The sequence below is a fragment of the Nostoc sp. genome, assembly GCF_036916735.1.
GTDB lineage: Bacteria > Cyanobacteriota > Cyanobacteriia > Cyanobacteriales > Nostocaceae > Nostoc.
In genome coordinates, this window is record NZ_JBALFV010000115.1 from 14,444 (window position 1) to 34,436 (window position 19,993).

General features: G+C 39.9%; 16 protein-coding genes and 1 pseudogene. 9 read left to right on the forward strand and 8 right to left on the reverse strand.

Features of this window, described 5'->3' with window-relative positions:
* Window positions 1-47: 47 nt before the first annotated feature.
* The 3 genes from V7L20_RS28600 to V7L20_RS28610 all read right to left on the reverse strand — a co-directional run bounded on the left by V7L20_RS28600 (window position 48) and on the right by V7L20_RS28610 (window position 2,968).
* On the reverse strand, window positions 48-278 hold the full coding sequence (locus tag V7L20_RS28600; protein ID WP_334747319.1) for a NifU family protein: 231 nt from the start codon (window positions 276-278) through the stop codon (window positions 48-50).
* Between the two features lie 518 nt (window positions 279-796).
* Window positions 797-2,560, reverse strand: a complete 1,764-nt coding sequence (locus V7L20_RS28605; RefSeq protein WP_334747320.1) for a sensor histidine kinase — start codon at window positions 2,558-2,560, stop codon at window positions 797-799.
* 171 nt (window positions 2,561-2,731) lie between these two features.
* On the reverse strand, window positions 2,732-2,968 hold the full coding sequence (locus V7L20_RS28610; RefSeq protein WP_334747321.1) for a hypothetical protein: 237 nt from the start codon (window positions 2,966-2,968) through the stop codon (window positions 2,732-2,734).
* A gap of 567 nt (window positions 2,969-3,535) precedes the next feature.
* On the opposite strand from V7L20_RS28610, the gene lepA reads away from it, so the two are divergent.
* The 3 genes from lepA (at window position 3,536) to V7L20_RS28625 (ending at window position 8,109) form a co-directional block, all read left to right on the forward strand.
* A complete protein-coding gene (lepA, locus tag V7L20_RS28615; protein WP_334747322.1) occupies window positions 3,536-5,347 on the forward strand; it encodes a translation elongation factor 4 in 1,812 nt (603 codons plus the stop codon).
* A gap of 355 nt (window positions 5,348-5,702) precedes the next feature.
* Entirely contained in the window at window positions 5,703-6,890 is a 1,188-nt protein-coding gene (locus tag V7L20_RS28620) for a glycosyltransferase family 4 protein (RefSeq protein ID WP_334747323.1), read from the forward strand.
* Window positions 6,891-7,590: 700 nt separating this feature from the next.
* The gene (locus tag V7L20_RS28625; RefSeq protein ID WP_334747324.1) at window positions 7,591-8,109 is read left to right on the forward strand and encodes a hypothetical protein; all 519 of its coding nucleotides are present in this window, start codon (window positions 7,591-7,593) and stop codon (window positions 8,107-8,109) included.
* 60 nt (window positions 8,110-8,169) lie between these two features.
* Here the strand turns inward: V7L20_RS28625 and V7L20_RS28630 are convergent, their stop codons facing one another.
* On the reverse strand, window positions 8,170-9,915 hold the full coding sequence (locus tag V7L20_RS28630; protein ID WP_334747325.1) for a WG repeat-containing protein: 1,746 nt from the start codon (window positions 9,913-9,915) through the stop codon (window positions 8,170-8,172).
* A gap of 231 nt (window positions 9,916-10,146) precedes the next feature.
* Between V7L20_RS28630 and V7L20_RS28635 the strand changes: the two genes are divergently transcribed.
* On the forward strand, window positions 10,147-10,296 hold the full coding sequence (locus V7L20_RS28635; RefSeq protein WP_334747326.1) for a hypothetical protein: 150 nt from the start codon (window positions 10,147-10,149) through the stop codon (window positions 10,294-10,296).
* Between the two features lie 560 nt (window positions 10,297-10,856).
* Window positions 10,857-11,912, forward strand: coding sequence for a cyanophycinase (locus V7L20_RS28640; RefSeq protein WP_334747327.1), 1,056 nt, complete (start codon window positions 10,857-10,859; stop codon window positions 11,910-11,912).
* 318 nt (window positions 11,913-12,230) lie between these two features.
* Here V7L20_RS28640 and V7L20_RS28645 read toward each other — a convergent pair whose 3' ends face one another.
* Window positions 12,231-12,971 (reverse strand): SDR family oxidoreductase, encoded by a 741-nt coding sequence (locus V7L20_RS28645; RefSeq protein WP_334747328.1) that lies wholly within the window; start codon window positions 12,969-12,971, stop codon window positions 12,231-12,233.
* Between the two features lie 298 nt (window positions 12,972-13,269).
* Here V7L20_RS28645 and V7L20_RS28650 point away from each other — a divergent pair, with 298 nt between their 5' ends.
* Entirely contained in the window at window positions 13,270-14,226 is a 957-nt protein-coding gene (locus V7L20_RS28650) for an aldo/keto reductase (protein ID WP_334747329.1), read from the forward strand.
* On the opposite strand, the gene V7L20_RS28655 is transcribed toward V7L20_RS28650, so the two are convergent.
* The 3 genes and pseudogenes from V7L20_RS28655 to bcp all read right to left on the reverse strand — a co-directional run bounded on the left by V7L20_RS28655 (window position 14,174) and on the right by bcp (window position 16,844).
* Window positions 14,174-15,382 carry a cysteine desulfurase family protein gene (locus V7L20_RS28655; protein WP_334747330.1) on the reverse strand — a complete coding sequence of 403 codons (1,209 nt, stop codon included), beginning with the start codon at window positions 15,380-15,382 and terminating at the stop codon, window positions 14,174-14,176. The two genes, V7L20_RS28650 and V7L20_RS28655, sit on opposite strands and share 53 nt — an antisense overlap.
* 5 nt (window positions 15,383-15,387) lie before the next feature.
* A pseudogene (locus V7L20_RS28660) lies at window positions 15,388-16,019 on the reverse strand (restriction endonuclease subunit R).
* 345 nt (window positions 16,020-16,364) lie between these two features.
* Window positions 16,365-16,844 (reverse strand): thioredoxin-dependent thiol peroxidase, encoded by a 480-nt coding sequence (gene bcp, locus V7L20_RS28665; protein WP_334747335.1) that lies wholly within the window; start codon window positions 16,842-16,844, stop codon window positions 16,365-16,367.
* A 1,245-nt stretch (window positions 16,845-18,089) separates the two neighbouring features.
* Between bcp and V7L20_RS28670 the strand changes: the two genes are divergently transcribed.
* From V7L20_RS28670 to V7L20_RS28680, 3 genes are all read left to right on the forward strand, one after another.
* Window positions 18,090-18,485 (forward strand): hypothetical protein, encoded by a 396-nt coding sequence (locus tag V7L20_RS28670; RefSeq protein ID WP_334747331.1) that lies wholly within the window; start codon window positions 18,090-18,092, stop codon window positions 18,483-18,485.
* A gap of 154 nt (window positions 18,486-18,639) precedes the next feature.
* Window positions 18,640-19,494, forward strand: a complete 855-nt coding sequence (locus tag V7L20_RS28675; RefSeq protein WP_334747332.1) for an FAD-binding domain-containing protein — start codon at window positions 18,640-18,642, stop codon at window positions 19,492-19,494.
* Window positions 19,491-19,916, forward strand: a complete 426-nt coding sequence (locus V7L20_RS28680; protein ID WP_334747333.1) for a hypothetical protein — start codon at window positions 19,491-19,493, stop codon at window positions 19,914-19,916. The genes V7L20_RS28675 and V7L20_RS28680 overlap by 4 nt, the downstream gene beginning before the upstream one ends.
* Window positions 19,917-19,993: the final 77 nt, after the last annotated feature.

Sequence of the window (19,993 nt, forward strand, 5' to 3'; positions counted from 1 at the left end):
AGGAGTTGATTCAAAACTCATAACTCCTAACTCCTAACTCCTAACTTTTACACCACTTGTTCAATTTCTGCAATTTCAGGAATCATTTCCTTTAAGCGGCGTTCAATACCCATTCTCAGAGTCATTGCAGAACTGGGACAAGAACCACACGCACCTTGCAGGCGCAGTTTTACAATAGGTCCATCGAGTTCTACGAGTTCCACATTGCCGCCATCAGACATGAGATAAGGGCGCATTTCATCTAAGACTGTTTCAACGTTGCCGATTGTGAGTTCCATAGTTTTAGACCTGCTAAGTTAATGATGGGGATTGGGCATGGGGCATTGGGCATTGGGCATGGGGCATTGAATAATAATAATCTTTGTGCCCTATGCGCGGTTACTCATTAACCATTATCCAAAATTTTGTTTTCCAGCTTTGTGAAATCGATCCTAAATCTAATTGCCGCTAGATTGTCAAGTGTCAGTTTTTAATGACTTTTGACTAAACCACTGCTGATTTTAGCAACTTGAGATTAGATTGGCTGAACAATTTCTCGTGCAAGCCCTCCTACTCTACTTTAGCGGTTAAAGTCCTGAAGAGAACGCTAGAAGGTGAGGACAAGGAAAGTTTTTTCCCAATACTCCATATTTCTTTATCAGAGGCTGCGCCCTAAGGGTAGCTATGCCGCAGGCTTTACGTCAACGCTCAGTACAAGTGCCTAATATGGTTATTAAATAATAATTTCTAAAAAACTTTAAAATTTAAAACTCAAAACCCAGTACTGCTAATCTTCCAAATGATTAATGACTAATGACTAACATTCAGCACTGTTTGTTGAGTCGCCATCATTAGATGAAACCATAACTGGTTGTTGATATAGTGGCACGGTGAATGTGACTGTTGAACCAAGTCCTTCGCCCAGACTATAAAAATGTACCTCGCCGCCCATTGCCTCCACTAGCTTTTGGGATATTGCCAATCCTAAACCTGTACCGCCGTAGTGGCGAGTACGGGAACCATCCACCTGAGAGAATAATTGAAAGAGTTTATCTTGTTTGTCTAAAGAAACACCAATACCAGTGTCTGCTACACGTACTTTTACCATGCCAGGAAACTGCTGATCTTGAAAGTTCGCCTTTTTGAGTACTAAATCGGCGCTGACGGTAACACCACCCTCATGGGTAAATTTGATGGCATTACCTACCAAATTGAGCATAACTTGTAGCAACCGTTGATAGTTACTTTGGACAATAATTTCATCGGAGGTAGGAGGCATTTGCATCTGGAAGCTGAGGTTTCTCATTTCTGCTTGGGGACGCATGAAATTTTCGACATCATTGAATAGCTCATCTAGCTTGACTGGAGCGTAAGTTAGTTCCATTTTGCCAGCTTCGATTTTAGCGATGTCCAAAATGTCATTGATAATATTCAGCAGATGTATCGATAAGTGGTGAGCTTCTGACAAAAACTGGTTTTGTTCTTCTGGGTCATCTGCCATCCCTTCCAAAATCAGCTTCAAGAAGCCAATCATGCCGTTGAGGGGAGTCCGAATTTCATGGGATACATTAGCCAGAAACTCACTTTTGAGGCGGGAAGCTTCTTCGGCTTTTTGACGCGCTACTTCTAATTCTTCATATAAAGTAGCATGAGCGATCGCTGTCCCCAATTGATCTGCTGCTTCTTTTGCCAGTTCTAATTCTGATTCTGATAATGTGTAGCATTCATCCCGCCAACTTAAGGCAACCAATCCATTAGCCTGGTCTTGATAGCAAGTTGCAATTACCAAAGTTTTCTGCCGCCCAGACTGTGCGTATCCAGGCACTTCCATTACAACTGGTTCTAGGGTGGCCAAAGCTTGAGTAAAGGCAGGCTCTGAAGCTATATCTATTTGTAAGCCAAGCATTGATTTAAGTACTGCCTGGTGATATTCAGCCTTCACTTCCACTTTTGAGCTAGAGGGCTGATAAGGACAAATAATACAGCGCTCTAGCCGCAGTGCCTTCCCTAAACTATCAACTGTTTGCTGCCAAATAATATCTAAATCCAAAGTCCGGCGGATATTTTTGGTAATGCGATTGACCCGTTTTTGGTGTTGCTGCGACCGGATTGCTAACTCTATTTGTCTGGGCGTTTTTGATGCCACAGGCACTTGTTTTTTGTTGAGTGTTGCCTGCATTAAGCGTCCCATCACTAAAACTGTAGTGGCAGTCGTTCCCAAACTCGGCATAATTGGACTAATCACCAAGTCCAACTCAAATAATTCCTGGTGGTAGCTAAACCAACACTGAAACCTTTCTGGCACCAAACTTGTCAAAATTCGGTGCAATAGTTCCAAATAAGTAACCTTATCCACCGGGGCAAAGGTTTGGGTCTGATTCAGTTCATCAACTATTTTTTCGGTATTTAACCCCAGGAGTTCGCTATGCTGCCAACAAAAGGTCAGATAGCGCCCTGCCCTATCTTGCGTATACACCAACTCGGCTCCTAGAGTTGCTAATGAGCCATCAGTCTCACTGGTAATAGATTCCAGATTTTGGGAAAATACATTTGATAATTGGGAATTGGCAGTAATAGTCATTAATTGAGTTGGATAGACAAAGGGTATCCGACCGTAATTTTACTAAAGCTGCTCAAATTTTTGCATAAATTCTTACAGCTTTTTCGTTTTTTATTGAGTATTTCTTAGCGATCTGAAATCCAAATTGGCAAACTTCACTTTTTAAGTTCCATTGACAGCTGATTAATAGCGTCAATCATTCCATTCACCCCGAGGAGGAACAGGTTTACGCAAAGGGGTACGCGTCAGTTCGTCATCTCTTAGGATTTCACCCCGTAACCACTGGCGAATCGCCACCTCAATCACTTTACTTGGGTCATTGGTGAGATGCTGAATTTGCTCTAGTAGCTCGGAGTCCAGGCGGAGAGCAATTTCTACCTTATCGGCTCGTGTATTTTCCGCATCGGTAGTTTTCTCTTGCATATTCATAGATTTGATATATTCTGAATTGGTTTTGTCTAAAGCTTTGTAAAGTAGTTATACTCATAATTTGGGCTAATTCACTGAAAAATCTTCAATGGGACATTTACATAGTTCCCCGAAATAGCACCAAAGTAACAGCTTTAAGTTTCAAATCGCTTTTTTCACATAACTGACTAGACAATGACTTTAGAAATTGTGCCGATAAATCAGTGATTATAGGTAATTACGGGTGGTAATTGTCTACAATCCCTACATGTACTTATTTACATTTATTGTACGCTCCTAGCTGTTGAATACTAGCAGCGACAAATAGACTTTCATAATATTCTTAAAAGTCCACCTATTTAGATCGAAAATTAAAGATGGAGTGAAGAGGGGCAGGGGGCAGGGGGCAGGGGCAGGGGAGCAGGGGGCAGGGGGCAGGGGAAGAATAATAACTTTTAACTCCTAACTCCTAACTCCTAACTCAGCACTCAGCACTAAAAGCTAGCAGCGTCTTGGCTAAGAAAGCATTAAAATACATGAAGTAAATTGCTCTTTTAACTTTGGTTGCTGCTAAGGCAAAGATAGTATATGACTGACGTTCCCGCAGTTCGCATTCGCAATTTTTGTATTATTGCTCACATCGACCACGGGAAATCAACCCTCGCCGATCGCTTGCTACAAGCTACTGGCACTGTTGAAGACCGACAGATGAAGGAACAGTTTCTCGACAATATGGATTTGGAACGGGAGCGCGGCATTACAATTAAGCTGCAAGCTGCCCGGATGAATTACACCGCTAAGGATGGTCAGCAGTATGTGCTGAACTTAATTGATACTCCGGGACATGTGGATTTCTCTTATGAAGTCTCCCGTTCTCTTGTTGCTTGTGAAGGAGCGCTATTGGTAGTAGATGCGTCCCAAGGTGTAGAGGCGCAAACTTTGGCAAATGTATATTTAGCGTTAGAGAATAACCTGGAAATTATTCCGGTTTTGAATAAAATCGATTTGCCTGGGGCTGAACCAGAACGAGTAATTGGCGAAATTGAAGAAATTATCGGTCTAGATTGCAGTGGTGCGATTCTTGCTTCTGCTAAAGAAGGAATTGGTATTGATGAGATTTTAGAAGCAGTTGTGGAGCGGATACCACCACCGCCCAATACCATAAATGAACGCTTACGAGCGTTAATATTTGATAGCTATTACGACAGCTACCGGGGAGTAATTGTGTATTTCCGGGTGATGGATGGCACAGTGAAAAAAGGCGATCGCATCCATTTAATGGCATCTGGTAAAGAATTTGAAATTGATGAGCTAGGCGTTCTTTCTCCCACTCAAAAGCAAGTTGATGAACTGCACGCTGGCGAAGTAGGCTATTTGGGAGCAGCAATTAAGGCCGTAGCTGATGCACGGGTAGGAGACACAATTACCCTCAGTAAGGCAAAAGCAGAGTCACCCTTACCAGGTTACGCAGAAGCAAACCCAATGGTTTTTTGCGGGATGTTCCCCATTGATGCAGACCAATTTGAAGATTTGCGGGAAGCCTTGGAAAAGCTCGAACTCAACGATGCAGCGCTACATTACGAACCAGAAACTTCAAGCGCGATGGGGTTTGGCTTCCGTTGCGGATTCTTGGGCTTACTGCACATGGAAATTGTTCAGGAACGCTTAGAGCGGGAGTATAACTTAGATTTAATCATTACAGCCCCCTCGGTGGTTTATAAGGTAATTACCGTCAAAGGTGAGGAACTGTACGTTGATAATCCTAGCCGCTTACCTTCTCCCAATGATCGCCAAAAAATTGAAGAACCCTACGTCCAAGTAGAGATGATTACCCCGGAAACTTATGTCGGCAGCTTGATGGAGTTGTCACAAAACCGCCGTGGCATCTTCAAAGATATGAAATATCTCACCCAAGGACGAACCACACTTACGTATGAGCTACCCTTAGCAGAAGTTGTGACTGACTTTTTTGATCAAATGAAGTCGCGATCGCGCGGTTACGCTAGTATGGAATATCACCTCATTGGCTACCGTGAAAATCCTCTGGTGAAGCTGGATATTATGATTAACGGCGATCCTGTGGATTCCTTGGCGATGATTGTGCATCGAGATAAAGCTTACAACGTCGGGCGGGCAATGGCAGAAAAACTCAAGGAACTAATTCCCCGCCATCAATTTAAAGTGCCAATTCAGGCATCTATTGGCAGTAAAGTTATTGCCAGCGAACACATCCCTGCTTTGCGGAAAGATGTGCTAGCCAAGTGCTACGGTGGTGACATCAGCCGGAAGAAAAAATTATTACAGAAGCAAGCAAAAGGTAAAAAGCGGATGAAATCTGTGGGTACTGTGGATGTACCGCAGGAAGCCTTTATGGCAGTACTGCGCTTGGATCAAAGTTAATAGAATTCAGGAGTCAGAATGAATTTGAGTCTGAGTGGCAGATAGCGCAACGATAGCAAGTCCGCGAAGATTTGAATGTGAGCTTTTTAGTCCCCCACCACAGTTTTGTTCTTCTGACTTCTAAATTCTTCTTCAATATCCGTTAATTTTAATTACAGTAGAACAAATTACGGGCGTTGTTTACACCTTGCTTCTTATCGCTAGCCTGTAGTTAATAACCTTTGATAAGCTTTAACAAAATAACTGTTAAAAAATCTAAAAATTTTAGTAAACATACTCATTGCATTTGCCACCCTTGTATTTTTAAGTAAATGTAATTTTTTAGATATTTGTAAAGTGTCGGGGAATCTGGTAAATGAAGATACTGGTACTGAGTTGGGAGTTTCCGCCGAGAATTGTTGGGGGAATTGCACGGCATGTAGCGGAGTTGTACCCGGAACTGGTAAAGCTAGGACATGAAGTTCACCTGATTACGGCGGAGTTTGGTCAGGCGTCGATGTATGAGGTGGTTGAGGGAGTAAAGGTGCATCGAGTGCCAGTGGGACATAGTAACGATTTTTTCCACTGGGTAGTCAATCTCAACCTGAGTATGGGAGATCACGGTGGTAAGTTGATTTTAGAGGAAGGGCCTTTTGATTTAATTCATGCCCATGATTGGTTAGTAGGAGATGCTGCGATCGCCCTCAAGCATAATTTTAAAATCCCGCTAATTGCCACAATTCACGCTACAGAATACGGGCGCTATAACGGTATTCACACAGATATCCAAAACTATATTTATGGCAAAGAAAACTTGCTAGCTTTCAATGCTTGGCGGATTATTGTTTGTAGCGACTATATGCGCCAAGAAGTAGAGCGATCGCTATACAGTCCTTGGGACAAAATCGATGTCATTTATAACGGTATCCGAGCCGAAAAGAAACAGCATCACGTAGATTTTCACGCTGTAAATTTTCGCCGCCAATTCGCCACAGACGATGAGAAAATCGTTTATTATCTCGGTCGCATGACTTACGAAAAGGGTGTACCTATATTGCTCAATGCCGCACCCAAAATCCTTTCCCAAATGGGAGGTAATGTTAAATTTGTCATTGTTGGTGGCGGCAATACTGACCATCTCAAGCGCCAAGCCTGGGATTTGGGAATTTGGCATAATTGTTATTTTACAGGTTTTCTCTCTGATAGATACTTAGATAGATTCCAAACTGTGGCTGACTGTGCAGTGTTTCCTAGTCTTTACGAACCTTTTGGGATTGTGGCTTTAGAAAGCTTTGCTTCTCGTGTTCCTGTAGTAGTTTCTGATACTGGTGGTTTCCCAGAAGTAGTGCAACATACCAAAACAGGCATTGTGACATGGGTGAATAATGCCGATTCTTTAGCTTGGGGAATTTTAGAGGTTTTGAAAAATCCAGGTTATCGGCAATGGCTGGTGGATAACGCTTATGAAGATTTAAAGCGACGCTTTAGCTGGCCGAAATTAGCCAAGCAAACTGAAGAAGTATATCAGCGAGTTGTACAAGAGCGATCGCAAATTGCCTGGTAAACATAGATCCCTGACTTCTTCAAAAAGTTGGGGAGTTAAAATTTTATTTAAAAAGATAAAGCTCTTTCATCACTCTCACCAGAGAATAAAACACTAATTTTTACTACACAAGACTTTCTAGTCAAAATAAATGATTTTAGCCATAATGTTAGAAAATAAAGCTCCAAACCCTATTTCTGTGCCTTGTTTATAAGTTGGCTGAAATTTTTATTTGACCAGAGTGATGAAAGAGCGTTATTATTTTTTGAGCGATCGTAAGCGCACAGAATTGCTCGTTAGATATATAGCAGATTTCAATATTCTACTCTCTAAATTTTTTGAGTTTACGGTAAACGTTGGGATGTTGAACTGGATTTCAAACATCTGAAAACTACCTTGGTTATGAATGTTCGACAATGTAAAACACACTCAATGGTACGCAAATAAATTTATGTTTATTTGCTTGCTTACAATCTACTTTGTAGCTTAATGTGGTCGGCAGGCACTACTTACGCTAATCCTCCGTTGTGCCATCTTTGTAAGGTACTCGCACTATATAATTAACTTTATTCCTTAATTATTAGTTGCTGACTCTAAACAACGCCTAAGAATTTATCGCACTTTGAATGCTTGTTAGAGAAAGACTACTCATTCATTTTATTATGGGTACACTACCGGACATGATATGATAAATAAATAAACAAAAGAGTAAAAAAATATTATGCCTATTAGTAAAAATATCAAGGTTAAAATTAAGTTACCTTTTATAGGCGAAATAGAAGGTTCCTGGCAGCCTGATGAAAACGATGAGAAAGCAGCTTGGGAACTTTATGTAGAATTAATAACACGTATATCTATTGTACAGCTAAAATCTGATGAAGGTTTGCTGCGAGAAGCCTTGTCTTCTCTTTATTCAATTTTTGCTACTACTAGAGAGATATTGAAAAAATTTGGTGCTTCTATCGCTCGTTTTAAAGATGAAAGCTCAATATCTTTCGGTTATTTAGCAATAGCAGTTCTCAACACAGTTTTACGCCCTGTTTTAGCGAAATGGCATCCTTTACTATTAGATTATGAAAGTAAAAAAACTCAAGATATGTCGTTAGTTGAACATGAAAAATTATGGGATAAAAATCAAGAATTAAGAACAGAACTAAATCAAGTCAGGCACATTCTGGTTGAATATGTTGAAATATTAGCTGAAGTTGCTAAAGTACCACTTTTAATTGTAGATAGATAGCTTTATGTGTATAGTCCTAAACAATATGAATACAAACTATCTAACAAATAAATAAGACTGCTATGGATATGGATAGGCTATATAGCCACACATTTTAACTTGTTTTTCTTCTCCACATACAGAAGCTAATTTTTCTGAAAAAGGATTAGCTGTATCAAATTGTGGTTCAATGATAATCTTACCTTGACGGTCAATATAACCCCACTTACCATTTTTATATATAGCTGCTAATGGTGGACTATTTGAAAACTTTCGTCTATCATCTAAGTACTTACATCTACTTAGCCTCTCTTGTTCTGCATCTGTAGCATCACAGCTATATTTGTTTGGACGTTTAGAATAATCATCATCAAATTGTGGTTCAATGATAGTCTTACCTTGATTGTCAATATAACCCCACTTATCATCTTTATTCTTTACCGCAGCCAGTCCTTCCGAAAAGTAAGTAATTTCTGTGAAATCTTTAGAAATAGTAGGAATAGCAGTACCATATTTATCAATGTACATCCATTGTCCTCCCAATTTAACTGGTGCTAGACCTTCAGAAAATGGGTAAGCTAGGTCAAATTGCGGACGAAATTTAGCATTACCTTTGTCATCGATATAAGTCCACTTCCCATCGGTTTTTACTGGTGCTAGACCGTCAGAAAATCGACCTGCACCTGTAAATGTTTTCTTTATACCTGCATCTGATATTTTTTCTATAACTTTATCGCCCTTACTATTTATATAGGCACAAGTACTGACTTCACAGACGTGGGCTAAACCTTCAGAAAAGCTTCCTGCCATATATTGTGCATACTTTGGTTGAATTTGAAATTTTCCGTCTATGTTAATATAGCCTCTATTTTGTCCATTTATCCATGCTAATGCCAAATTCTCTGGTGCAGAAAAATCAAGAGCACCGTCAAAATCTTTCTCTTTCATTGTCGGTGTTTCCTCTAAATTTTTATTTATGTAAAGTGATTTTCCATTCTTTCTTACAGTTGCTAATCCATTAGAAAAATTACCCAACATAATATATGTATGATCATGGGGTATTAGTAATTGGAAATTCGGAGGTAATTGGAAATTTGAAGGTTTATTGTCATCTGTTGGTGGTTTTGTTGCTGTGGCCAGTAAAAATAATAATGAAGTGACTCCTGCAACAGTAATTCCTCCAAGAACTACTGGAAAAAAATTGTAAGAATTGACAACTTGGTTATGTTCAAGATCAGATTGAATATGTTTTTTTAATTTACTTAAAAACTCGCTACGTCCAATTAATAATGTAATTGTTTTAGTCAACGAATTTATTCGTATCCAACTAAATATTCTTAAAAAATCTTTAATTTCATTTTTTGTTTTATGAATATATACATCATTAATCTCTTCCTGTTTAATCTTTAATTCCTCCTTTAAAGAATATATAACATTTTTAATCTGTTCATTATCTGGCATTTTAACTTCATCAACATCTTTAATGTTAGGCATAAGGATTGGAATTACTTTAAAATCAAATTTATGAACTCCTTGACTTTTATCAAAATCATACCTATTTTTTAATTTTAAAATTTCACGTATTTGATAATTTCCTATTCCATATTCACTTAAAAAAATGACGCAGCAATTAGTTTGATTAATTTGATGATTAATTTCTTGATTAATTTCATCTCCAGGCTTGAATTCATCCTCGTCTAACCAAGTTTGTTTATTCTCTTTAACAAATCTTAAGGCCTGAAAATAACTTTTTTTATTAATGTATGTATGTACTTTTTTTACAAAACTTTTGTCGTGCGAATTATGACATAAAAAAATTTTTTTCATGAGATTAAAATCCTGTATTTTTTATTTAACTAACACCTTATGTAAATCAAAAATGCCCTTGCTATTGCTAGGGTTTCAGGCTGTGGTTTAGCCAAGATGTTTAACCATGTTGACCTATATTTATGCCTTTCCAGACTCAAACTCACATAAGCCGTAACTAATAAATTGGTACAAAAGTAATGAAAAATCCAAAAATTTTGGTTTTTCTAACTTTCAGTAGACCGAAAAGTTTTGAAAATTGACCAAATCATCAGGGTTTCAGCCGCAGATTTTGGAGGGGGAATCATGGCCAGTTGCGATCGCTCTGAAGTTCACCCAGAACAAAAGTTCTTCAAAGGCAGATTACAAGATGATTTCGGTGGATTGTATTCCAAAGCATAAATGAATAACTGGTAAAGCTTTTGGAAAACTTTTCGGTCTACTGACTTTTATTTACTTTTATAGTTTATAGCAACATTATTACAACATAAACAGTAAAAACATATCTGCCGAAAGAGAGAACTTATCTTGAAAATCTCTCTTTAGGTCATTCCCAACAATTTAAAAATGAGTAAATTTTGTCAATATATCTTTAAGTAGAAATAAGTTTGCCATTTGACAAAGAGTGCTAGCATTAACCCAAGCGTATTGCACTATAAACAACACAAGCAATATGGAGATTTTCGCAGAGTAGGCAGAGAATAAATGATTACTCCCCGTTATTTTGAGTTAACAAACAGTACAAACCCTGTACGCTGGAAATTCTACCCTCTCTAGTGCCAAAGTTAAGCTAGTACGCGTTTAAGTTGCAGATTTTTTCGTTAAAACTGTCATTTGTCATTGATTATTCACAAAAGACAACTGATAAATGACTAATGACAAAGGACGAATTTCCCGGAAAAATAAGCAATTAAAGTGCGTAATAGCCTAGCAATAATTGCAGTTTGCTCGAAAAGTTTAGTATGACAAAGGCATTCCCAAGCATAGCAAGGCGCTTGAAAAGTACAAGAATCAAGTTGTTGAAGATGGGAACCTTCCTAATAACCCGTTTTATCGAAAGCTGGAAACGCTACTTCCTGGGTGACACTGTTAACGATGTCCGTCATTCCCCCTCTGCCTCTTTTGACGATGCTAGACCCTCCTTAGCAGGCCCAGTCCTTAGCTTAGGTGGAGGTGGCCCCGATGTCGAAGATGCAATCCAGTGGATGATCAACCAAGTTCGGGGAAGTAGTAACTCTGGCACTAAAGTTAATGTTGTAGTTCTCCGCACGAATGGTAATCACGATTACAATCGGCTAATTTATGCCATGAAGGGCGTAAACTCTGTGGAAACTCTTTTGATTCGTAATAGACAAGAAGCAAACAAAGCTGAGATTTATGAAAAAGTCAGAAATGCTGATGTAATTTTCTTTGCTGGCGGCGACCAATGTCAATACATCCGCAACTGGAAAGATACCAAGCTTGAGGCTGCTGTTAAGTCAGTTTATCTTAAGGGAGGTGGTGTTGGTGGCACCAGTGCGGGTGCGATGATCCAAAGTGATTGTGTCTATGATGCTTGTGCTTCTTCTGAAAAAGGCATTGAAACTAGGGATGCACTCGAAGATCCCTACCGGGACATTACTTTTACTTACAATTTTTTCAATTGGAGTAATTTGAAGGGAACCATCGTAGATACGCACTTCGACAGGCGGCGAAGAATGGGTCGAATTATGGCTTTCATTGCCCGTCAAATTAAGGACGGTGTAGCTAGCAGTGTTTTAGGCATAGCGGTTAGTGAAAGTACATCGGTTCTTATAGATAAAAACGGTTTGGTGAAAGTTATGGGTAGGGGTGACGCGTACTTTGTACTTGGCAATCATATACCGGAAGTATGCGAACCCCGAACGCCTTTGACTTTTTCCAATTACAAAATTTGGAAAGTTCGCAGTGGCAACACCTTTAACTTGAGAAACAGACCAACCTCTGGGTACTATCTCAGGAGTGTCAAAAGGGGACGAATTGATTCAAATCCCTATTAAACATCTCCAGAAATTAAATATGCGTTATCTAGAACCTTGTAGAGACGTAGCATTGCTACGTCTCTACATTCTTTTTCACTTTTATGTCTATTAAAATTTGAATGTTGACCTTCTGAGGTTCAACGTTGACCTTCTGAGGCTCAATGTTCACCTTCTGAGGCTCAATGTTCACCTTCTAAGGCTCAATGTTGACCTTCTAAGGCTCAATGTTGACCTTCTGAGGCTCGACGTTCACCTTCTGAGGCTCAATGTTCACCTTCTGAGGCTCAACGTTTAAGTTTTTACTTCCCCTTGCTTCTACCCAATGTCCTCTAATTCCTACCAAGGAACCACGCCATTCTCATCAAAAAACCCTCCGCTAGAACCATCATCAGGTAGAGTGGCAAGTCTCACTGCTGCGATCGCTCCCTGCTCAACAGTGCGGTATCCTTGGTGTTGATTAATGTCAGTTGCTGTAAAACCAGGATCAGCAGCATTGATTTTAATCGCGGTATCTTTAAGTTCAGCAGCCAACAGAACTGCGATCGCATTTACTGCTGTCTTTGATGAGTTATATGCAAGATACTTAAAATCAGCAAACTCATAATTTGGGTCAGAGTTTAGAGTCAGAGAACCTAAACCACTTGATAAATTAACTATTCGCCCTGCTTTTGACTTCTTTAAGAGTGGCAACAGCGTTTTTGTAACTGCAAAAACTCCAAATACATTTGTCTCGTAGGTGTGTCGCAGTGTTTCAAGATCAACTTGACTGGGTGGAAGGCGATCGCCATCACTTATTATCCCAGCATTGTTTACAAGGATGTCAAGTTTTTGGAATTCGCTCTCAATTTGTTTACCCGCAGAATCGATTGTTTTTTGGTCGGTGACATCAAGTTGAACTGATCGGGCATCGATCTCATTTAAACGAAGTTTATTCGCCGCTTCTTCACCACGTTTGATATCTCTTGCACCAATAAAAACTGTAGCGCCTCTAGAACCTAGTTGGCGTGCAATCTCATACCCAATACCTTTGTTTGCACCAGTGATTAGCGCAACTTTGCCTTTTAAATCTTCTGACATATTACTTATCTATTTTGATAAACGCTCAGAACTGTTACTATCTTCGAGCAAGTCTAGTACACTGTGCCGGAAGACAAGGGGGTTGAGCCACTCGTTTTGTTAATTGAGATAGTAGCTGAATTTACACTGTGCTGTACTAATGTATAAGTAGTATGTGTCAACACAACATTCATCCTACATAAGTATTGATTCGCTGTCGTGTTTTCGCTAGTAGTAATTCATACTTCAGATAGCGGTTGAGAAAATATTTGCCACCTAAACTAGCAATTGACTCAAAAATTCTTGGAGAAACATAGATATGCAAACCAAACAGCTCGGGAATTCGGAGCTTCACATTACCCCAATTGGCTTTGGAGCCTGGGCGATCGGTGGAGGTGGGTGGGCTTTTGGTTGGGGAGCGCAGGATGACCAGGAATCGATTGAAGCGATCAATCACGCTCTCGACCTCGGCGTTAATTGGATTGACACCGCAGCTGTCTATGGTCTGGGGCATTCCGAGGAAGTTGTTGCTAAGGCGCTCAAAGGTCGATCTAATCGTCCTTACGTTTTTACTAAATGCTCATTGATTTGGGATGAAAAGGGCAAAATTGGTAACAGCCTGAAGGCGGATTCTCTGCGGCGGGAGGTTGAAGCTAGTCTGCGCCGACTCGACATTGAAACTATCGATCTCTACCAGATTCACTGGCCCAACCCTGACTCAGAAGTTGAGGAAGGCTGGACGACTCTGGCCAAGCTCAAGGATGAGGGTAAGGTTCGCAATATCGGGGTTTCTAACTTCAATGTAGAACAGTTAAAACGTGCCCAGGAGATTGCACCAGTTACCTCATTGCAGCCGCCTTATTCACTGGTTAAGCCCGATGTCGAAAAGGAGATTCTACCTTTTTGTAAGGAAAACAACATAGGTGTGATTGTTTATTCACCAATGCAATCTGGCTTACTTACAGGAAAGATGACACCTGAGCGGGTTGCTAATTTCCCAGATAATGATTGGCGCAAGAATAATAGTGAATTTCAAGAGCCACGTCTATCTCGTAACCTGAAGTTAGTGGAGTTATTGCAGCATATTGGTCAACAACACGATCGCTCCCCCGGTGAAGTGGCGATCGCTTGGACTTTAAACAATCCGGCGTTGACAGGGGCGATCGTTGGCGGACGCAATCCCAAGCAGGTGGAAGGAATCATCGGTGCTGGGGAATTTCGCCTCAATCAGCACGAGCTAGATCAGATTGGTGCTTTCCTGGGCGAGAATCCATAAAGGAGGTCTTACGTAAACTTTGAATGGTGGCGATCGCATGTTTCGCCACAATATCAATTTCCTCTTGGGTATTAAACCGGCCAATCCCAAACCGCACTGAGGCATAAGCTAGCTTTTCTGAATGTCCCAGTGCTGTGAGAACATGGGAGGGTGCAGTACTTGCTGATGAGCAAGCAGAACCAGAAGAAATCGCCATCACTGGTTGCAATCCTAGTAAAAGTGCGGCTCCATCTACCCCCTCAACGCTGATATTCAAGTTTCCCGCCAATCGCTCTTGAGGGTGTCCGTTGAGATGAATTCCTTCAACTTGGGAAAGCTGTTTCCACAAGCTTTGCCTTAACTGGGTGAGACGTTGGGTTTCTGTTGCTTGTTCTATCAAAGCGATTTCTACAGCTTTCCCAAAGCCGACAATTTGCGGTGTATACAATGTCCCAGACCGCATCCCCCGTTCATGTCCGCCGCCGTGCTGCTGGGGAGCTAGTTGCGCTCTAGGGTTGCGCCTGCGGACGTACAGCGCCCCAATGCCCTTTGGCCCATATACTTTGTGTGCGGTTAACGACATCAAGTCAATTTTCATCGCTTGCACATCTAAGGGAATTTTACCAATAGCTTGGGCTGCATCAGTATGGAATATGATATTGCGCTCATGACACATTTCCCCAATTTCTGCCAATGGTTGCAACACCCCAATTTCGTTATTTGCAGCCATCACCGATACCAAAATCGTCTCAGGACGGAAAGCTTTTTTTAACTCAGTTAAATCAATCAATCCATCTTGTTGAACAGGCAGAATAGTAATTTCAAAACCGAGAGTTTTTAAATAATTACAAGGGTCAATAACTGCACTATGTTCAGTAGCAACAGTAATAATATGCTGACCTTTTTTAAAATAAGCTTCAGCAACACCTTTAATAGCTAAATTATTCGCTTCTGTTGCCCCACTGGTAAAAACAATTTCTTCGGGAGTGGCGTTAATTGCTGCTGCTAAAATCTCTCGCGTTTGCTTAACAGCAGCTTCTGCTTCCCAACCATAAACATGACCGATACTAGATGGGTTACCAAAGTTTTCTGTGAAGTATGGGAGCATTGCTGCTAATACCCGTTCATCTACGGCTGTAGTAGCGTGACAATCAAGATATATAGGACGAATAGACATAATTATTAACTCAAAATTTGACTCAATTTTTTTAATATACTTAGAACCTGATACGATACAGTTCACTTTTTCGTTTCAAAAGTGTAAATCGGTCAGAAATAGCATACTTTGGCTGATTTTCTGTGGTAATTTTCAGGAAAATAAAATCACTACCATTGGTTACTAATCCAAAAGTAGGTTTGTCTTGACTAGGATTAGCCAACATATAAACAAGTGCTTGAGGTACAGCTTCTAAAAGAGAAAAGCTAGACCTTTTAGATTCGATTACTAACAACCAGAATTGTTCTTGAATAACTAAAAAATCAATTCTACCTCTAATAACTTCTCCTTCATCCTCCGCAGAAATCTCTATTGATTGCTCGCCTCTCATGTAAAAAGGCTCATCATAAAATCCAGCTAAATTGAGTAAAAGAGATAAAACTACTAATTTCACCGTTTCTTCTGACAAAGGAGGACGCTTGACTAAACGGAGAAAATGAAATTTTATTTTGTCTAAATCTGGCTTTTCTAAATCTGTCACTTCCGGTAAATTTTCAAACCATTCTGTGAAGAATGCCTCATCTTGCGCTAGCTGTAGACTAAATTTTTCCTCTAAATAGGCAAGCCCGACATTTTGTGCTTGGAGAAATTGAACCATAATTAATTTAAAAGATGCAATATAATTATTATGGTATTATTTCAGTATTAACTTAGATAAGAATAACAAAAATAATTAACTTCTAACTTGATTTATTTATTTTAATCTATTCAAAAATTAATTATCATTTTTGCGTCTATATAAAGTGAATCTATCCAATAAGCGTACATTAATAGAGCAAATTTTTCTTTCAAGTAGGCAAGAGTGACATTTGGGACTTGGATAACTTGAATCATGTTTATTTAAAATTGCTAACAGTTTAATTCCTCGCTTCAATCATCACGCTGGCAGTTTTTAGAGCAATTTCACGTAGCATTACTCTAACTATACTTGCATTTAGTCACATTATGTGGCTATTAATTCCTGTAATTTAGTTAAAACTGCCAGAGCATGACCTTTGGTTTTCACATTCGACCAAGCATAGACAATAATTTTATCAGGTGAAATTAGAAAGGTTGACCGAGCAACACCCATATATTCTTTGCCCATAAATTTTTTTAAGCGCCAAGCGCCGTAGGCTTCTGTCAAAATATGTTCTGGGTCACTCAAGAGAGTGATTGACAAGTTATGTTTGCTGATGAATTTACAATGGGATTTACCCAAATCTGGACTAACGCCTAAGATTTTCGCTCCTAGTTTGCTGAAGTCTTGATACAACTCGGTAAAATCTTTCGCTTCGGTGGTACAGCCAGGTGTGTCATTTTTTGGGTAGAAGTAAAGGACAATCCACTGACTGCTGAAGTCGTCGAGAGTGACTGAATTGCCATTTTGGTCAGGGGTGGAGAAATCTGGCGCTGGTTGTCCGACTTGGGGAATATTGCTCATGATAGGAGTGTGAGAGATTGCATAAGCGTAGCTCGTCATAGACATCGCTTTAGAATTGTATAGGACTTACGCAAAAAGTGCTAAAAAGCTTAATTTATCGAACCACCAAGAACGCCAAGAATTGTAGAGTTTGCGTAAGTCCTATTGTACATATAGCAATGCAATTTGATTCGGTGAATTACTCGTAGAGACTCAATACTTGGGACACAACGACTAGCGGTAGTTGAATCTCGACTCCGCTCGATTACCGCGTAGCCGAAACTCGATTACCGCGTAGCCGAAACTCGATTTTTGCAGGTCGAAACTCAGTGCATTGCTGGGAAGAAGGAATAAAGGTGTACTGAATTTTTTTCACGCAATCAAATATGAATCCTATAGATTGAGCGATTGTTATTATTTATTGAAAGTGATAGTAAACTCAATTCCCTTGAGTAGGTGTAGAAGAATAGTCGCCCCGTTGCTTGGGGCATTGGGCATAGTGGCGGTACAATCTTACCTATGCCCCATTCCTCATGCCCAAAAACTCCACCCATAAGGGTATGGAGTTTTTCATTAGTGTCTAAAATTATTGTTTTATCTCTTTCCCTATTACAGATGCAAACTTTAAATACAGCATAATTCAGAATTCAGGAGTAAAATACGCTTTATATCTAGGTAACAGACTTACCTTGTGTACCTCACCAACTTGAAATCTGCTCTAAATTATTTCAGTTGAAGTTGCATTGAAACTTCTGATTATTTAACTATCAAAAAAGCTCCAGAAATAAGCGTGCATACCAAAGCGAATATAATTGCATGTTCTACTTTACTACTAATAGCATTTATTGCCATCGCTAGAAGAAATATAAAAACAAAGATTAATACCTTCAAAAGGTTTTCAGATTGCCAATCAATTAAGGAATCATCAGGAGATGTTGCCATTAAATGTATTAATAAGTTTTTAAGTTGTACATTCATTTTCTTTTGCTATTTTTTAATTTATTTGATTTTCATAGAAAAAACTAACTTTAACTTGGTTCTCAAGTCTTCTATCGTCAGATATATAAATTAGCAGTGTCACACTACTAGTTTTAATGTGTTAAATTAGGCATAGTATTGTCATAATTTTGTCATGACACTGTCACCCTTATATGAAATAATAAAAAATTACCTTTGATACATGGAGTGCTATCTTTCTTTTTTAAACAGTAGGTGGTCTGACAAATTTCCGTCCAACAATTTGTGATTAGACACAAGGAGAAAACGATGAGACAATTTACCCTGTTTACGCTACTGTATCTAGCAACAGGAGTTTGTCTAATGGCGATCGCGCTTCAGTATCGTGACATAACTCCAGACCTGAAAGCAATTCTGCTAGTCAACGCCGGACTGTCATATATTTTCACTGTACTCAGTACCTTTAGGTTTTGGCGTCAAGCCGCACGCCAAAGCCAAGCTAGACTGCACCAACAGGCAGCTTGGAAACAGAATTTGATCGCGATCGCACCCTGGCTTGTAATTGCATTGACGCTCGTTACATCCCTCTCCAATCTGCTGTATTACAATTGGGCCACGGAAGCCCTCATGAAAGTATCTTTAGGGTTACCAATTATCTTGCTTAGTGCAGAACAACTCTTGATCAGAAGCCAACTTCGGCAATAAATTTATAGACAAATCATACACATTAAAGTTCTCCCATTAGGTTGAGAGGGATGCCTGCGGCAACCCTTCCGGTGTACGCTTATATTTATCCGCGATAATAATGACTTAACCTACAAGTATTTTTGTTTATCTATTCTCACCCTTCAAAGTTCACATGTCTAAAGATATGCAACGCGAATTTACCAACCGTGATCAGTTGGTAGCCTACCTGCGCGAACAATTCCCAAATGCGGCACAACGCGATGACCACATCACTCAAACCGTAGGGGGACGCAAAGCTGCACAAAAAGCACTGCAACAAATCGACCCAGTAAGCTACGCGCAAACACGTAATTTTTTTACAGGTGCGGTGACGCGACTTTCGCCTTACATCCGCTATGGCGTTTTGAGTTTGCGAGAAATTCGAGATTATGTCCTTAAACAAGTACAGCACCAAAATGATGCTACAAAATTAATTAATGAGTTAGGTTGGCGCGACTACTGGCAACGGTTATATGTCAAGTTAGGAGATGGAATCTGGAAAGACCAGGAAGAGTACAAAACTGGTTATACTGTGGCTGAATATGCACCCGAATTGCCGCAAGATATCAGACAAGGAACCACAGGTAGGGTTTGCATCGACAGTTTTAGCCGTGACTTGAAAGAAACTGGCTATCTACATAACCACGCCCGAATGTGGCTAGCAGCTTATATTATCCATTGGCAGCGTATTCGTTGGCAAGCAGGAGCCAAATGGTTTCTCGAACACCTTTTAGATGGAGATCCTGCCAGCAATAATATGTCATGGCAGTGGGTTGCCAGCACCTTTAGTCAGAAACCATATTTTTTCAATCGTGAGAATTTAGAACGCTACACCAAAGGGATTTATTGCCAGAAATGTCCGCTTTACGGTCATTGTGATTTTGAAGGCAGCTATGAAGAATTAGAACAGCGACTTTTTCCTAAAGGGGAATTTAGCAAACAAGCCAATAGCCAAAGTTGGCAGCGCAAAAAGAAAGGTAAAAGATGAATAAACCAATTGTTTGGATACATGGAGACTGCCTCAGTCCATACAACCCCGGACTAGAAAAATACCCAGATGCGCCAGCTATCTGGGTTTGGGACGAGGCTTTGATAGAGGAATGGCAACTGAGTCTCAAACGCATCGCTTTTATTTACGAATGCTTGCTAGAGTTACCTGTTGTTATCCGTCGTGGCGATGTGGCACAAGAAATTCTAGCTTTTGCTAAAGAACATGATGCAAATTTAGTCGTCACAGCTAACAGTCCGAGTCCCCGATTTGATAATATCTGCAATCAAATAGAGGATTTTATGGCAGTCCAAGTGCTAGAAGTAGAACCATTTTTTGACTATGATGGCTATGTTGACCTCGAACGGTTCTCACGCTATTGGAAAGTCGCTCAAAATTATGTTTTTCACTCTAACAAATAACGATAAGTTGCTTTGATAATTTGAGCCAGTGCATAAGCTGTTTCCGGCTCAAGACGTTTGTCGCCTAAAAGCAAAGT

Bases quoted from the DNA above. Each gene is read 5' to 3' on its own strand.
- V7L20_RS28620 (WP_334747323.1), top strand. From the start codon at position 5,703: ATGAAGATACTGGTACTGAGTTGGGAGTTTCCGCCGAGAATTGTTGGG.
- V7L20_RS28670 (WP_334747331.1), top strand. From the start codon at position 18,090: ATGAGACAATTTACCCTGTTTACGCTACTGTATCTAGCAACAGGAGTT.
- V7L20_RS28625 (WP_334747324.1), top strand. From the start codon at position 7,591: ATGCCTATTAGTAAAAATATCAAGGTTAAAATTAAGTTACCTTTTATA.
- V7L20_RS28645 (WP_334747328.1), bottom strand. From the start codon at position 12,971: ATGTCAGAAGATTTAAAAGGCAAAGTTGCGCTAATCACTGGTGCAAAC.
- lepA (WP_334747322.1), top strand. From the start codon at position 3,536: ATGACTGACGTTCCCGCAGTTCGCATTCGCAATTTTTGTATTATTGCT.
- V7L20_RS28600 (WP_334747319.1), bottom strand. From the start codon at position 278: ATGGAACTCACAATCGGCAACGTTGAAACAGTCTTAGATGAAATGCGC.
- V7L20_RS28640 (WP_334747327.1), top strand. From the start codon at position 10,857: ATGACAAAGGCATTCCCAAGCATAGCAAGGCGCTTGAAAAGTACAAGA.
- V7L20_RS28650 (WP_334747329.1), top strand. From the start codon at position 13,270: ATGCAAACCAAACAGCTCGGGAATTCGGAGCTTCACATTACCCCAATT.
- V7L20_RS28630 (WP_334747325.1), bottom strand. From the start codon at position 9,915: ATGAAAAAAATTTTTTTATGTCATAATTCGCACGACAAAAGTTTTGTA.
- V7L20_RS28655 (WP_334747330.1), bottom strand. From the start codon at position 15,382: ATGTCTATTCGTCCTATATATCTTGATTGTCACGCTACTACAGCCGTA.
- V7L20_RS28605 (WP_334747320.1), bottom strand. From the start codon at position 2,560: ATGACTATTACTGCCAATTCCCAATTATCAAATGTATTTTCCCAAAAT.
- V7L20_RS28675 (WP_334747332.1), top strand. From the start codon at position 18,640: ATGTCTAAAGATATGCAACGCGAATTTACCAACCGTGATCAGTTGGTA.
- bcp (WP_334747335.1), bottom strand. From the start codon at position 16,844: ATGAGCAATATTCCCCAAGTCGGACAACCAGCGCCAGATTTCTCCACC.
- V7L20_RS28680 (WP_334747333.1), top strand. From the start codon at position 19,491: ATGAATAAACCAATTGTTTGGATACATGGAGACTGCCTCAGTCCATAC.
- V7L20_RS28610 (WP_334747321.1), bottom strand. From the start codon at position 2,968: ATGAATATGCAAGAGAAAACTACCGATGCGGAAAATACACGAGCCGAT.